Origin of the sequence: Muricauda sp. SCSIO 65647, from assembly GCF_021534965.1 — a bacterium.
Lineage (GTDB): Bacteria > Bacteroidota > Bacteroidia > Flavobacteriales > Flavobacteriaceae > Flagellimonas_A.
Genome location: NZ_CP091037.1, coordinates 1896653 through 1912955 on the forward strand (window position 1 = coordinate 1896653; position 16303 = coordinate 1912955).

Below are 16303 nucleotides of genomic sequence, written 5' to 3' on the forward strand. Positions count from 1 at the left end.
GCCCTTTTGGTATGTCTCGCGCTATGCAAAGAAAGACTTCTCAATATTTGCTTCCGGTTTTCAAGAATGGCCACAATGATTCATCATATGATATCTTTCCCTCATTTCCTCTTAAAAGTGGGGTCATCAACGAAGGATATAAGGGTTTGGCCCAAGAGATCCTAGGGAAAAAAACAGTAATTCTTGATGGGTATATCGGTGTTGATTGGCATGAGGTATGCACTTCACTGGGGGCTGAACTTCAAGAAAAAGGTCAAGAGGTATCATTCATTCACGTAAAGGACTTTTTGAGGCCAGAAAATGAGATTTCAGTATTGATAGCACCTTTTTTGGGAGCAGATGATCCCTTATTTGGACACAGGGCCGATATCGGTCTCTCTGCGTATTTTGATCAAGAGAAGTTGAAAAACCTCGAATTAGATGAAAATGCCGATAGCAATATTATTTATGGTACCGGGGCAGCCCAAACATCGATTGAAGGTTTTTTGGTCTATTTCGACATTCCGAAGAACGAACTTCAATATCGAATGCGCGCCAATGCCATAACCAATCTCGGTTTTAGTTCCCCCAAAGATCATAAACAAATGTACAAGCACTTTTATTTTGTTGATTGGGAAGTGCTGAACAGGGAGAAAAAAAGATTATTGCCCCAAATCTCCATTGTGGTAGACCAACAGCGGCCAAACCATCCTACTTGGATGATGGGCGATGCGATGAGAAAAGGCTTGGCCAGAATGTCAAAAAGGTACTTCAGGGTCAGGCCTTGGTTTGAACCCGGTGTTTGGGGCGGTCAATGGATGAAGGGAAAAATAAAAGACCTAAATCAAAAAGTGCCGAACTATGCCTGGTCTTTTGAGATGATAGTACCCGAAAATGGATTGGTGTTTGAAAGTGATGGTCTACTTTTGGAAGTCTCGTTTGATATGCTCATGTATCAAGAGCGTGAAAATGTCTTGGGCAGGGCAGCAAAGAGATTTGGTGATGAATTTCCGATTCGCTTCGATTTTCTTGACACATTTGATGGGGGCAATCTATCGGTACAATGCCATCCGTCGCCAGCGTATATCAAAAACAATTTTGGTGAAAATTTCACTCAAGACGAAACCTATTACATACTTGATGCGGGAAAAGGCGCCAACGTATATCTAGGGTTTCAAAAAGATATTGATTCCGCAGAATTTAAAGAAGCCCTTGTTCATAGCCATAATAGCAAGGAAGTATTGGATGTTGAGAAATATGTACAAAAGCTCCCTGCCAAAAAGCATGACCTTTTTTTGATACCCCATGGTACTGTTCACTGTTCGGGGGTTGATAATTTGGTTCTTGAAATCAGCGCTACACCTTACATTTTTACTTTCAAAATGTATGACTGGCAACGGTTAGATCTAGAGGGCAACCCGAGGCCTTTGAACATTGAAAGGGCATTTGAGAATCTTAATTTTGAAAGAAGGGGCCAAAAGGTGGCCGAAACATTGATATCTAAACCCAGGGTAGAAGCTTCGGGAAAAAACTGGGAAAAAATACACCTGCCCACACATCCCGATCATTTTTATGACATATATCGATATGATTTTGATGATGAAGTACATATTGACACCCAAGGGCAGTGCCATGTACTGATGTTGGTCGAGGGTGAAAAGATAGTGCTGGACACCAATGGGGCCGAACAAGTTTTTCATTACGCGGAGACTTTTGCCATACCGGCAGCAGCGGGCAACTATAGCTTGATCAATAAAGGAAATGCAAAGGCAAGGGTCATTGTCTCTTTTGTAAAAGACGAAATGTGCTGATTATTATCTATGGGAACAAAAAAAACATATTGTCTGCTCGTAAACCTTATGCTGTTGGCCATGGCCTATTCACAGCAAGAGATAGTCTGGCAAATTGGGCGGTCAGACAATAGCGGAAACGAGTTTGCCTTGGCCCCGTCAGGGTTCAATAAATTTTTGGAGAAGGATTTTGGATGGGAAGACCGTTTTTTTGTAATTGGGCATTCAGAAGAGCGCAAAGATTTTCCCTATGTGCTGCCCGGTGCCGACGACTACTGGGGCGGAACATCTGGATTATCGGGCATACGCCCCCATCAATTGAACCTGTTGTTCGGCATAGCCAAAAAAACGAAAAAAAGTACGTGGAAACTTATTGTGGATATTTTGGATTGCAGCCCCGAAAAACCACCCTTCTTAAAAGTGTCCCTGAATGGACAGTCATGGAAATTTCGTTTAAAAAATGGAAAGAATGCCGATGCCTTAACAGGGAATATGGCTGATTCTCAAGAGCAAGTAATTGAAATTCCCGTTGATGCCGAACTGATAAACGAGGGGGGCAACGAGCTTCAGTTGACAACTTTGGAGGGAAGTTGGCTAGTGTTCGATCAAATTAGATTGGAAGCTTCTGGGGATGTGCGTTTGCTGAAGCCAAAAAATATATTTATCAAAAAAATAGAACCTGCCCACTATGAATTACTTGAAAATGGCATAAGGTTCCAACCACTTTTGCTAGAGGCACAACATTTATCAGGAACGCCAGAGCTTAGGGTGCAATTGGATGATAACGATGTATTTAGAAAAGTGGTCGAAAATGGCAGGCATGTTTTTGAGGTGCCCATGCCATCTGTGGGCAAATCAAAAATGAGTCATTATAAAGTTCTTGTGAACGGAAAGATTGTCGACGAAGGCACAATCAAAAGAACACCACAAAAATTGAATCGCCTCGTAGACTACGTAGACACCAAAATAGGTTCGGGCCATTCAAGGTGGATGATAGCCCCAGGCCCTTGGATGCCGTTCGGAATGGCGAAAATAAGTCCCGATAATCAGAATAGTGGTTGGCAGGCAGGATATCAACCTACTTTTGAAAGTGTCGGAACCTTCAGCCATATTCATGAATGGACCATGGCAGGGTTGGGCACGTTTCCCACCAACGGTCCTTTGGTTACTGAAATCGGCAATCAAGGGGAACCCGATACCGGGTATCGCTCCCGTATAGATAAAAAAACCGAAAAAACCCCTTTGGGCTATTATTCGGTCGTACTAGATGATTACAACATCAAGGCAGAGCTTACGGCCACAACAAGATGTAGCTTTCAACGGTATACCTATCCTAAGAATGTGCCCGGTTCAAGAATATTGGTCGACCTAAAAATACCTGCTGAATATGGCTATAACATAAAAGAAGCACATTTAGAAAAAATAAGCGATTACAAAATCGTAGGGTACAGCAAACAGGTTTCACCATCGGTCTGGGGCGAGCAGTATTACAGAAAGCAGATGGTCGAAGATGGTGACAAGCGAAGAGAATGGGATGAGATCGAACAAGAGTACACCCTCCATTTTGTAATGGAATTTGATAGACCCATCACTGGGTTTGGCATTTGGGCAGACGGCCCTGAAAAGGGAAATAAAGATGTATCGACTTCAAATGATGTCGATAAGCTTACGTTGGTCAATCCTGAAGATGTCGTTGCCTTTGTTGGTTTTGACACCAAAGAAACCCAAGTGGTGCAAACAAGAACCGGATTGTCTTTTGTAAGTATTGATAATGCGGCCCTCAACTTGAAAGAGGAAATTACAACACCATTTGGGTGGAGCTTTGATAAGGTGCGAAGCCATCATGAAGCATCGTGGGAACAGTTGTTGGAAAGGGTATTGATATCCACAGACGATAGATTGGAAAAAACACGATTCTATACCAATATGTACAGGGCATTGGTGAGCCGTAACATATTTAGTGATGTAGACGGCAGTTGGGTCGATGCTACCGAGCAAGTACGTAAGTTTAAAAATCCTGACGACGTCGCACTTGGGTGCGATGCCTTTTGGAATACGTTTTGGAATCTTAATCAATTTTGGAACCTGATCACTCCCGACTGGTCTTCAAAATGGGTGAAATCGCAACTGGCGATGTACGATGCCAATGGCTGGCTGGCCAAAGGGCCTGCTGGAATGGAGTACATACCCGTTATGGTGGCAGAGCATGAAATACCGCTGATCGTGGCGGCCTATCAAATGGGAATACGTGATTTCGATGTTGAAAAAGCCTTTAGGGCCATATATAAAATGCAAACGGTTCCCGGTGAAAAAGTGGGCAACGGTTACGCAGGCAATAGAGATTTGGAATCGTATCTAAAATATCGCTATGTGCCCTATAACAAAGGGCGTTTTTCCAATACGTTAGAGTATTCGTTCGATGATTTTGCGGTATCACAACTTGCCAAGGCACTTAATAAAAAAGAAGAATATACCGCGTTTATAGACAGGGCATATTGGTGGAAAAATGCAATTGACCCTGAAATCGGGTATGCCAGGCTTCGACATTCAGATGGCACATGGTATGAGAATTTTGACCCCATCAAAACGGGGGGAAACCATCAATTTGTTGAGGGCAATGCATGGCAACTCACGTTTTTTGTGCCACAAGACATTCCAGCCCTTGTCGAAATTATTGGGGAAGACGAATTTGTAAAACGTTTGAATGGGGGCTTCGAGGTGAGCAATATATGGCGATACAATGCCCCCAATGAGCTCTACTGGGATTTCCCCGTGATACAGGGAAACCAGCAATCAATGCATTTTGCCTACTTGTTCAATTGGGCAAAAAAACCATGGCTTACCCAAAAATGGAGTAGGGATATCATGCAACGTTATTACGGTTATGGCGTGTCGAATGCCTATTTGGGCGATGAAGACCAAGGTCAGATGAGCGCTTGGTTCATCATGTCTTCCCTTGGGCTTTTTCAAACAGATGGCGGTACGAGAGAAGCTCCCATCTATGAGATTGGCAGTCCTCTGTTCGAAAAGGCTGCCATTAATTTGAATAATCGATATGGCAGGGGCAAAACGTTCACCATTATTGCCAAAAACACTTCTTTTCTCAATAAATATGTACAAAAAGCGACCCTTAACGGTGTAGAATTGAACAATTTTTGGTTTTCTGCAAGTGAGTTGACAAAGGGAGGGGTATTGGAATTGATTATGGGTCCCCAACCAAATAAAAGCTGGGGCGTGAACGAACTGCCAAAAAACCCAAAATGATGAAATACGCAACAACCGTCCTTCTTCTTTTATTGTGTCTTGCAAGCTGTAGCGAAAGCAAGAATGAAGAAAAAAAGCCCTTGCACGACCTTGTACAATATGTAGATCCACAGATTGGCTCTGTTCATGGCCGATGGTTTTTTTATACACCTGCGGCCCGACCCTTCGGCATGGCAAAACTGGCACCGCATACCAATGCGTACAATAGCCAAGGAGGATGGGGCCCCACGGGCTATGATGACCGCCATACCTCCATTGAGGGGTTTGGCAATTTTCATGAGTTTCAAATCGGGGGATTGGTGATTATGCCAACCATCGGATCGTTGAAGACCGTTCCGGGAACCTTGGAAAATCCTGATGAGGGATATCGATCTAGATTCGATAAAGAAACCGAACATGCCGAGGCGGGGTATTACAGTGTTCATTTGACCGATTATGACATAAGGGCAGAACTGACCTCGACCGAAAGGGTAGCACTCCATCGATATACCTTTCCAAAAACCGATGAGGCCCACCTCATTATCGATATCGGGCATAAACAGGGTGAGAGCAGCGATGTGACCGATGCCCATGCCCGACTTGTCAATGGAGATGAGGTGGAAGGCTATATCGAGACCTATCCCGAATACGTGAAATTCTGTGACCCAGAAAAAAGGGTAATGATGTATTTTGTGGCCAAGCTCGGCAAAAAGCCCATAAAGATGGGAAGTTTCATCGATTCCGTCCAAAATGTGGGGGCTACAAAAACCAAGGGGATCAACAACGGACTCTACCTTACTTTCTCAATGCATCAAGAAGAGATTTTAGAAATGCAAATTGGGTTGAGCTATACTTCGATAGCCAATGCCCGCTTGAATTTGGAAACCGAGACCAAGGGAAAAGATTTCGACACTATCAAAAACGAATCCAAAAACATTTGGAACAAGAAACTTAACAAAATAGTCGTTGAGGGCGGTAGGGAAAAAGATAGGGTCAAGTTCTATACAGGGCTTTACCATGCCCTATTGGGTCGTGGCCTTTCAAGTGACGTCAATGGCGATTATCCCTTGGTGGACGGAAAAATAGGCAAGACATCTTTAGATAGCGATGGCAAGCCCAAGTACCACCATTACAATACCGACGGCATATGGGGCGGTTTCTGGAACCTGAGCCAGCTTTGGGCTCTGGCCTACCCCGATTATTTTAGTGAGTATGTACAGTCGAATATCGATTTTTATAAAGACAGGGGCTGGCTACATGATGGGGCGGCCAACGGTGTTTTTACCAATGGCGTGCAGACCAATTTTCAAGGTCTTCTGTTGGCCTCTGCCTACAATGTGGGCATACGTGACTTTGATATAAATAATGGTTATGAGGCTGCCTTGAAAAATGAACTTGAATACCGTGGCAGAAATTTGGGCAATGGAAAATATGATTTAAGCCACTTCATTAAAGATGGGTATGTATCGTATAAAGATACCGTGATCTCTAATGGCTGGGTATTCAATTTTGGGGCATCGCACACCTTAGAGTATAGTTTTAGCTCGTACGCCGTGGCGCAAATGGCCGAGAGCATGAAAGACAAGGAAAGCCATGACAGGCTCATGGAGCAGGCGGGGTATTATAAGAACCTGTTCGATCCCGAAACCAAGTTCATACGCCCTAGGCTCGAAAGCGGCGCTTTTATCGAAGACTTTGACCCCATGAGGGGCTGGGACGGTTTTCAAGAGGGTAATGCGTACCAATATACCTGGTATGTTCCCCATGACCCTGCAGGCCTTATCGATCTTGTCGGTAAACCCTTGTTCAATGAACGCTTGGAAACCATGTTCACGGCTGCCCAAAAAAGTATGTTCGGGGGTAACCCAGAAGAGATCCATAGCTTTTCAGGGGTAGAAAAACTTTACAATCACGGTAACCAGCCCTGTTTGCACAATGCCTGGTTGTTCAACTATTCGGGCAAGCCCTGGCTTACCCAAAAATGGGTTCGCACCATTTGCAATGAATTCTATGGAACCGAACCTTTGCACGGGTATGGCGTAGGGCAAGACGAAGACCAAGGGCAGTTGGGGGCATGGTATGTCATGGCCTCTATGGGCTTGTTCGATGTGCAGGGACACACTTCAGCAAAACCAACATTTCAGTTTGGAAGCCCCCTGTTCGACAAGATAACCGTACAGCTCGATAAAGACTATTATCCAGGTAAAGAACTGGTTATTGAAACGAAGAACCAACACCCGAACAATCTATATGTACAATCACTTACATTTAATGGCAAACCGATTGCCAAAAACTGGATGTACCACAGTGAATTGATGCACGGGGGCAAGCTTGTTTTTGAAATGGCCTCTGAACCCGATACCGAATGGGGCACAAAAACCCCACCCCCCTCAATGTCAACCGAAAATAATAGATGATGAAAAATATGATACCATTCTTTTTTGGCTTTTTACTTATTGGCTGTGTCGCTGATAAAGAGAATAAGGAACTGGCCGAAAAAATCCTTTCCAACCAACAATTTGAAGAAGTAAAAGATAGGGCCTTGGCAGTTGTCAAAACCGGATTCAATGCGGGAGATGGCTATCGTGAAGTCTGGATCCGTGATTACAACACTTTTATCGAACTGGCGGCAGAAGTATATCCAAAAGAAGAACTGAAAGAAAATCTTCTTGTTTTCTTTCGTATGCAGGGTGACGATGGAAACATTATCGATGGGTTTACCCCTGCAGAAAAGATAGGCGAGGGAGAGACCGACTTCAGTTACTCAGAATTGGAACCCCGCTATGCTGGCCATAAAAATACGGTGGAGACTGACCAAGAGACCTCTTTGGTACAGACTGTTCATAAATATGTCAAGGCCACCGGCGACACAACCATACTTGATGTGGAAATAGGCGATAAGACCGTGTCGGAACGAATGGAATGGGCCATGGAATTTCTTATGAACGAACGTTTCTCAAAAGAATATGGTCTACTTTGGGGTGCCACTACCGCAGATTGGGGAGACGTGCAACCAGAGCATGGTTGGGGGGTTGACCTCGATGAAAATACACATAGGGCCATTGATATTTACGATAATGCGATGATGATCATCGCATTGAACAATTTGGTCGAACTCTTGCCCCACACAAAAAGCAAATGGCTTTCTATACGCGATCAATTGGTAGAAAATTCGAGAACACATTTATGGGATTACAAGAACCAAAAATTCATTCCACATATTTATTTGAACGGCTCACCCTTCCCGCAAGACTTCAATGAGAATGAAATATATTATTTTGGCGGAACGGCAGTGGCGATAGAAGCAGACTTACTGTCAGAAGAGGAAGTATTGGGGTCTCTTGAAGAAATGGTGTCAAGGGTGAAACAGGCAGGTGCAGCATCAATCGGCCTTACGCTCTATCCGCCTTATCCCGATGGTTTTTTCGTGAACAAAATAATGAATCCAGAATACAGCTATCAAAATGGTGGCGATTGGACCTGGTTCGGAGCTCGCATGATCCAACAATTGGTCAGATATGGTTTTGTCAAGGAGGCGTATGAACAGCTATTGCCCATGACCGATAGGGTGATAAAGAACGATGGTTTTTATGAATGGTACACGATTGATAACAAACCTGAAGGTTCGGGAACGTTCAGGGGATCGGCCGGGGTACTGTATATGTCAATCAAGGGAATGGAAGAATGGGCCAAGGCCCAAAACAAGTAAAGATGGACTTTAAACTGGACCAAAAAAGCCCAATACCCTTTCATGCACAAATAGAAGGGTATCTACGAACTTTGATCGTTCAAGAACAATACCGTAACGGCAATAGCTTTTTGCCCAATGAAGTGACCCTTGCAAAAAAATTGGGGGTTTCAAGAAATACGGTCAGGCAGGCCGTCAATACCTTGGTCAATGAACAGCTGATAGCGCGCAAAAAAGGGGTTGGCACCAAAGTCGTTAATAAAAGGATAACGACAAGACTTGATAATTGGATCAGTTTTACCAAAGAAATGCGCAAACAGGGTATAGAGGTGGTCAACTATGCAATCGATGTTTCCCATATAAATGCCATAGATGAGGCGTACGATGCACTGGGCATTTCTAAACCTAAGAAGTTGTGGAAATTGGAAAAGATAAGAGGATCGAAAAAAGCGAAATACCTGTATTCGGTATCGTATTTTCATCCTCGGGTCGGCATTACTGGGCATGAAGATTTCACTGTTCCATTGTATGAATTACTTGAAAACCAACATGACACCCTAGTGGCTACGTCCAAAGAAAAAATTAGTGCCATCAGGGCCGATAAAGATTTGGCCACGGTACTTGAAGTGGCCATTGATATGCCAATATTGAAGCGGGAGCGCTTGGTATGTGATGCCGGAGACAGGCCGGTTGAATACAATATTGTATATTACCACACCGATTACTTTACATATGATATCGAAATCAAAAGAGAACTATAGATAGATAAACAATGAATGATCAAATAACAATTGGTGTAGATATAGGAGGTAGTCATATTACAAGTGCCGCAGTGGATTTACGTTCCAATGAAATTCTTCCTGGAACTACCCATTCGGTCAAGATCGATAATAAGGCATCAAAAGAAATTATCTTAAAAGATTGGAGTACGGCCATCAACAAGACCATTGAAGCTGCAAATATTGTCGACATGGCAAATGTTGGATTTGCCATACCGGGACCTTTTCATTATAAGACCGGGGTAGCCATGTTCGAGGGAGGAAACGATAAGTACGAAAGTTTGTACAAGGTTTCCATACCAGATGAATTGCCCCAATATATAGATAGTGAAAATGTGACGCTGAGGTTTCTCAACGATGCCACTGCTTTTGGGGTGGGCGTGGCCACGCAGGGTAAGGCGAAGAACCATAATAGAGTTGTTGTCGTTACCTTGGGCACGGGCTTTGGTTCGGCATTTATAAAAGATGGTGTGCCTCTGGTAAATCATCCTGAAGTTCCCGAAAGTGGCTGCCTTTGGGACAAGCCCTACAAATCGGGCATTGCCGACGATTATTTTTCAACCCGTTGGTGCGTTGCACGCTATCAAGAAATCTCTTCAATTAAAGTTTCTGGGGTCAAAGAAATAGCGGAGGCGAATACCGTTCATTCAAGGCAACTGTTTGAGGAATTTGGCAAAAACATGGCTGATTTCATGATACCATTTCTTAAAAAATTTCAACCCCAAATTCTTGTCATGGGCGGAAATGTTTCCAAAGCCAGTGACTTGTTTCTACCAACTCTTGAGAGTGAACTGCATAAGGTAGATGTAACGATCGGGTTTGAGATATCTTCGTTAATGGAAGATGCTGCCATCATTGGCAGCGCAAAGCTTTTTGACCCTACATTTTGGAATTTGGTAAAAGACGACTTACCCAACCTTTAAACTATTGTAAATGACTTCAAAAAAAATCAACCTTAGTAAAATATTGCCCGTATTCCTAACATTTATCGTTATGGGGTTCGTAGACATAGTAGGGGTTTCCACCGGCTATGTACAGAAAGACTTTGATCTTTCAGACACCATGGCACAGTTTCTCCCTTTTATGGTGTTCATCTGGTTCTTTGTGTTCTCGATCCCCGTCGGGGTACTTCAAGATAAAATAGGGAAAAAACGTATGATGAACATTGGTCTTGTAATCACTTTGGTGGGGTTGCTCATTCCTTTTGTCTATTATTCGTTTGCCTCGGCTTTAGTGGCGTTCATTGGTATAGGCATCGGCAATACGATCATACAGGTAGCTGCCAATCCGCTGTTACAGGAAGTCGTTTCCAAAAAAAAGCTTTCGAGTTCCCTGAGCCTCGCCCAGTTCGTAAAAGCCATTACATCGCTATTGGGCCCCATATTGGCCACCTATGCCGCCATTACATATGGAGACTGGAAATGGGTCTTTATCGTATACGCCCTTGTCACATTGGTTTCAGCACTTTGGCTTTCGGGCACGGGCATAGAGGAAAACATCAAATCTGAGACACCTGCTTCGTTCAGGTCGTGCATGCAGTTGTTGACCAACAAATTTGTTCTGGCCATGGTCATCGGGATATTTCTCATTGTCGGGGCCGATGTGGGCATGAACTCCAACATTCAAGGATTTTTGATGAAACTTCATGGATTCTCTTTGGAAAAAGCTTCCTATGGCATTAGCATATATTTTACCGCCCTCATGATCAGTAGGTTTGTTGGGGCTATTCTATTGCAATTTTTAAAACCCGTATTTTTCTTGGTGACCACTACTGTTTTGGCCTTGGCAGGTATTTTGCTGATTTGGTTCTCTACTTCTGGACTTATGGCCCAAACAGGTATTTTCATAGTCGGCTTGGGCGCAGGAAACCTTTTTCCACTTGTGTTTTCAATCGCTATAAATGGAATGCCCAAACGAGCCAACGAGATATCAGGTTTATTGGTAATGGCCATAGTGGGCGGGGCAGTAATTCCGCCGATAATGGGCGCCTTAAGTTCAAGCAGCGGAGTGACGGGAAGCTTATTGGTATTGGCGCTCTGTTTTGTCTATATGCTCGTGGTACCCTTATTTAAAAACAGAGACGAAGTTGCCGGTCAGTAGCAGGTAAAAGTCCGAGATGATCACCAAAAACAGAAGGGACTGAACATGATCGAAATTGAACGTAAATTTTTGGTGACCACCGACACCTTCAAACATGAAGCCGAGGCGCAGACCCGAATGGTCCAAGGATTTTTGAACACCCATCCAGATCGAACGGTAAGGGTACGAATTGCTGATGGCAAAGGATTCTTGACCATAAAGGGAGCCGGTAACGATTCGGGTACCAGTCGTTTTGAATGGGAGACAGAGATACCGTTGAACGAAGCGACCGATCTTATCGATTTATGCGAGGGTCCAATCTTGGAAAAAAACAGGTTCACCATACCCTTTGGAAGACATGTTTTCGAAGTAGATGAGTTTTTGGGAGAGAACAAAGGGCTCGTTATCGCCGAGATCGAGCTTTTCCATGAAGACGAAGTCTTCGAAAAACCCTATTGGTTGGGTGAAGAAGTTACGGGAAACATAAAATATTACAATTCACAACTGACAAAAAATCCATACACGCAATGGAAAGAATAAGGTATGTATTTGCATTGACCCTACTGTTGACGGTTTCTTGCAAGCAAACGGAAAACCCCACAGAACAACCTATTGAAGTGGCTTCTGCCAAAGCCGAAAAAACCATAATGGAAATAAAGAACAAACTCACCTCAGAGGGTTATCAAGTGGTTGATTTTGTTGACGAAGAGACCAAAGACACTATTTTGATGCAGCAATATTTTGTGGCCTTTTTAAAAAGCGGGCCCATTCGTTCGCAGTCAAAAGAAGAGGCCGATAGTCTTCAAATGCTTCATTTGGCACATTTGAAACAAATGTACGATCAGGGCTATGCTGACATTTCTGGCCCTTTTGGTGACGAAGGTGAGGTGCGGGGAATCACAATTTACAATGTGCCCACCTTAAAAATGGCCGATAGCCTTGCGAATATGGATCCCGCTGTAAAGGCGGGCCGTTTGGCCATTGAGGTAAGGCCTTGGTGGGCCGCTAAGGGATACCCTTTGAGATAGTGTCTAAATAGAAGATTTAAACTGCTCCAAAAATCTCACATCGTTCTCGCTCAGCAAGCGAATGTCAGGTATTTGGTGCAACAACAGGGCGATTCGGTCAATGCCCATGCCAAAGGCAAAACCTGAATAAACCTCTGAGTCGATACCGCAATTCTGTAACACATTGGGGTCTACCATGCCACAGCCCATAATTTCAAGCCAACCGGTACCTTTGGTCATACGGTAATCGGTCTCGGTTTCCAACCCCCAGTAAACATCGACTTCGGCACTGGGTTCTGTAAAAGGAAAGTAAGAGGGGCGCAGTCGAATCTTTGACTTGCCGAACATTTCTGTAGTGAAATATTGTAACGTCTGTTTTAAGTCGGCAAATGAAACGTTTTTGTCAACATAAAGACCTTCTACCTGGTGAAAAAAGCAGTGCGAACGCGCCGAAATGGCCTCATTGCGATAAACACGGCCCGGTGAAATGGTACGAATGGGGGGCTTATGCTTTTCCATATAGCGTACCTGAACCGAAGAGGTGTGTGTTCGCAAGAGAATATCGGGATCGGTCTGTATGAAGAACGTATCTTGCATGTCGCGGGCAGGATGGTATTCTGGCAGGTTCAGCGCCGTGAAATTATGCCAATCATCTTCAATTTCAGGCCCTTCTGACACATTGAAACCTATCCTAGAAAAAATATCGATTATTTGGTTTTTTACTATTGATATGGGATGCCGGGCCCCAATTTCAACAGGTTCGCCAGGCTTGGTAAGGTCATCATATTTTCCTGTAAGATTATTTTGGTCTTTCAATGCCTCTTGAAGTGCATCGACTTTTTCGGTAGCGGCTTTTTTCAACTCGTTGATGACCTGGCCAAACTCTTTTTTTTGTGCTGCGGGCACATTTTTGAACTCGGCAAAAAACTCGTTCAAAAGGCCTTTTTTGCCCAAATACTTAATTCTGAACGTTTCGATCTCCTCTTTTGATGTAGAGGTAAAACCCTCAACTTCTTGTAAATATTGTTTTATGGTATCTATCATTCTTGGCGGCCTTATTGGCCGACAAATTTAATGAATTGTACAAGAAAATGAGGTAAAAGCATTAGCCGTTCTATCAGGTCAAGAATATTTCAACAGCAATTTGATGCCATAGATTTTTATATGACATCCTCCACATTTTCTTTGACCCAATCAATACAATCATCAACATTTTCAAAAACATGTTCTTCGGGAATCAAATCGGGGATAATATCAATGCGCTCCATCATATATCTCGGTTGATCTAAAATACCCACCAAGAGAGCGGTCTTACCATTTCTTTTGAGGTCTTGCAAGACATCTTCCATGGCATAAAGACCAGACTGGTCCATATACTGCATCCGATCCATTCTGATAACGACCGTTGAGGCAAAATGTGGTATCTGTAGCGCCAATTGCTGAAAATCACTTGTGGATCCGAAGAAAAGGGGCCCCTTGATGTGCTTGATGACGACCTCTTCCTTGAGTTTTTCCGGAAAACCTTTTTCATCTGCCCAAGGCTGTTCGTGCAGTGGTTTAACATCTGATCGTTTGGCCGTCAAATCCCCGATTTTCTTCATGAACATCAAAGATGCGATGACCAGGCCAATGCCCACGGCATAGACCAAATTCCATATCGACGACAAAACCAAGACCGTCAACATGATAATGACCTCAGAACTGAGCTTCAATGGGCCCAGCTTTATGTCTTTTGGCAGGTAAGGAATGGCCTTTAGGCCCTTATAATCCATTACCCCGATACCCACAGTGACCAAAATACCGGCCAAAACCGCCGCAGGAATTTGTGAGGCCACAGGACCAAGAGCGAGCAAAATGAGCAAAAGCAAAACACCGGCGATCATACCCGAAAGGCGGGTCTTGCCCCCTGAATTGATATTGACCACCGTACGTATGGTGGCACCGGCCCCGGGAATACCGCCAAAAACGGCCGCTATACTATTGCCTATGCCTTGCCCTACCAGTTCTTTGTTGGGTTTGTGCTTGGTATTGGTCATATTATCGGCGACCACAGAGGTCAGCAATGAGTCGATCGCCCCCAAAAGGGCCAAGGTAAGGGCCGTAAAAATATAGGGTGTAATGGCCGTCAATTTGAATTGGGTAAAAATGTCCATCTGCAAGATTGGCAACCCTTCAGGAATCTGTTCAATAGGGCGGTAATCGAGTCCGAATCCAAAGGCAACCCCCGAAACGACTATCAAGGCGACCAGGGTGCTCGGTACGGCCGTGGTAATGCGTTTGAACCCATAAATGATAAAAATGGTCGCCAAGGCCAAGACCAACTCAAGCCAATCGATATTTTTCAAGGCTCTGGGCAATACCTTGATGGTACCTACTACCCCAGAGGCATCTTTGGCGGCAAGGGTTTGTGATTCTTTGAGTATATCGGCCTCAGTGGTCATTTCTGCCCTTCGAATGGTTTCCTCAAAATCTTCCAGTACCAAAATGCCCTCACCGGCCTCTTCTTTGAGAATGTTCTCTAAAATCTCCTCTTCTGCTGCCGGTATATACTCTGACACATAATCGTTGTCTTCTTTTGGATAGTACCCTACCGCTGGAAGAATCTGGGTGACCAGTATGATGACCCCGATGGCTGTCATGAACCCCGAGACCACTGGGTAGGGAATATACTTGATGTATTTACCAAGCCCTATGATTCCCAATCCTATCTGCATCAATCCGGCCAAAAGAAAAACTGCCAGTATGATGGGCAGCGCTTTGCCCACATCACCATCGTTTACGGCCAATATACCTGCAATGATGACCATGCTTACAGCTGTCATGGGTGCTGTCGGGCCAGATATTTGGGTGTTTGTTCCTCCGAACAAGGCGGCAAAAAAACTGATGAATATCGCTCCGTATAATCCGGCACTTGGGCCCAACCCTGAACTCACCCCGAACGCAAGTGCCAAGGGTAGTGCTACGATACCTGCGGTGATGCCTCCAAAAAGATCGCCCCTAAAATGGGCGAAAAGATTCTTCATATTGTTGATTTAAAGAAAGATTGTTTGTGAATATCGGATTGGCAATAAGAGAACCTTAATCTGGTCGTATGTGATAGATGTCATCTAATTGTGTGACATCGTTCATGCTGATTTCCATATCGTTCGCAATACCCGTTTTAATGTCATATACCCAACCATGAAGATGAAGAAACTGACCTTCTTTCCAGGCATTTTGTACTATCGAGGTTTTGGCAAGGTCTGCAACCTGTTCCTTGACGTTCAATTCTACCAGACGATCCCACCTTTTATTTTCATCGTCGATAGCCTCAAGCTCTTCTCTATATTTGGCATAGATGTCTTTGATATGGCGTATCCACTTGCCTACAAACCCGACAGTACTGTTCCCCATGGCTGCTTTCACGCCTCCACAGCCATAGTGCCCGCATACAATAATGTGCCTTACTTTAAGGGCATTGACCGCATATTCGAGCACACTGAGCATATTGATGTCTGTATGTATGGCCATATTGGCAATATTTCTATGGGTAAAGACCTCGCCAGGTTCAGCCCCTATGATCTCGCTCGAGGGTACCCTGCTGTCAGCGCAGCCCAGCCACAGCAACGGAGGGTGCTGCCCCTTTGACATTTCACTGAAATATTCAGGATTGCTGGCAAGTTTCTCGGCCGCCCATTTTTTGTTCTTTTCAAGAATATCTTTATAGTATAACATAACAACGATGCTTTTATTTAGGCT

At 44.1% G+C, this 16303-nt stretch carries 12 protein-coding genes; 9 read left to right on the top strand and 3 right to left on the bottom strand.

Features of this window, described 5'->3' with window-relative positions; all coding sequences use genetic code 11:
* Nucleotides 1-23: 23 nt before the first annotated feature.
* From L0P89_RS08445 to L0P89_RS08485, 9 genes are read left to right on the top strand one after another with little or no spacing between them, the layout of a single operon-like run.
* A complete protein-coding gene (locus L0P89_RS08445; RefSeq protein ID WP_235267964.1) occupies nucleotides 24-1790 on the top strand; it encodes a class I mannose-6-phosphate isomerase in 1767 nt (588 codons plus the stop codon).
* A gap of 9 nt (nucleotides 1791-1799) precedes the next feature.
* Nucleotides 1800-5033 (top strand): GH92 family glycosyl hydrolase, encoded by a 3234-nt coding sequence (locus tag L0P89_RS08450; RefSeq protein ID WP_235267965.1) that lies wholly within the window; start codon nucleotides 1800-1802, stop codon nucleotides 5031-5033.
* A complete protein-coding gene (locus L0P89_RS08455) occupies nucleotides 5030-7429 on the top strand; it encodes a GH92 family glycosyl hydrolase (RefSeq protein ID WP_235267966.1) in 2400 nt (799 codons plus the stop codon). The genes L0P89_RS08450 and L0P89_RS08455 overlap by 4 nt, the downstream gene beginning before the upstream one ends.
* The gene (locus L0P89_RS08460) at nucleotides 7426-8721 is read left to right on the top strand and encodes a GH36-type glycosyl hydrolase domain-containing protein (RefSeq protein ID WP_235267967.1); all 1296 of its coding nucleotides are present in this window, start codon (nucleotides 7426-7428) and stop codon (nucleotides 8719-8721) included. Before L0P89_RS08455 ends, L0P89_RS08460 begins: the two co-directional genes overlap by 4 nt.
* 2 nt (nucleotides 8722-8723) lie before the next feature.
* Nucleotides 8724-9461, top strand: coding sequence for a GntR family transcriptional regulator (locus tag L0P89_RS08465; protein ID WP_235267968.1), 738 nt, complete (start codon nucleotides 8724-8726; stop codon nucleotides 9459-9461).
* An 11-nt stretch (nucleotides 9462-9472) separates the two neighbouring features.
* Nucleotides 9473-10402, top strand: a complete 930-nt coding sequence (locus L0P89_RS08470) for an ROK family protein (protein ID WP_235264667.1) — start codon at nucleotides 9473-9475, stop codon at nucleotides 10400-10402.
* 10 nt (nucleotides 10403-10412) lie between these two features.
* Nucleotides 10413-11579 (top strand): MFS transporter, encoded by a 1167-nt coding sequence (locus L0P89_RS08475; RefSeq protein WP_235264668.1) that lies wholly within the window; start codon nucleotides 10413-10415, stop codon nucleotides 11577-11579.
* Between the two features lie 45 nt (nucleotides 11580-11624).
* Complete coding sequence (locus L0P89_RS08480; RefSeq protein WP_235264669.1) at nucleotides 11625-12098, top strand: CYTH domain-containing protein; 474 nt, start codon at nucleotides 11625-11627, stop codon at nucleotides 12096-12098.
* Nucleotides 12086-12586 (top strand): YciI family protein, encoded by a 501-nt coding sequence (locus L0P89_RS08485; RefSeq protein WP_235264670.1) that lies wholly within the window; start codon nucleotides 12086-12088, stop codon nucleotides 12584-12586. Before L0P89_RS08480 ends, L0P89_RS08485 begins: the two co-directional genes overlap by 13 nt.
* Before the next feature lie 3 nt (nucleotides 12587-12589).
* On the opposite strand, the gene pheS is transcribed toward L0P89_RS08485, so the two are convergent.
* The 3 genes from pheS to L0P89_RS08500 all read right to left on the bottom strand — a co-directional run bounded on the left by pheS (nucleotide 12590) and on the right by L0P89_RS08500 (nucleotide 16279).
* Nucleotides 12590-13609 carry a phenylalanine--tRNA ligase subunit alpha gene (pheS, locus tag L0P89_RS08490; protein WP_235264671.1) on the bottom strand — a complete coding sequence of 340 codons (1020 nt, stop codon included), beginning with the start codon at nucleotides 13607-13609 and terminating at the stop codon, nucleotides 12590-12592.
* 116 nt (nucleotides 13610-13725) lie between these two features.
* Nucleotides 13726-15588 (bottom strand): SulP family inorganic anion transporter, encoded by a 1863-nt coding sequence (locus tag L0P89_RS08495; protein WP_235264672.1) that lies wholly within the window; start codon nucleotides 15586-15588, stop codon nucleotides 13726-13728.
* A gap of 55 nt (nucleotides 15589-15643) precedes the next feature.
* Nucleotides 15644-16279 (bottom strand): carbonic anhydrase, encoded by a 636-nt coding sequence (locus L0P89_RS08500; RefSeq protein ID WP_235264673.1) that lies wholly within the window; start codon nucleotides 16277-16279, stop codon nucleotides 15644-15646.
* Nucleotides 16280-16303 lie beyond the last annotated feature (24 nt).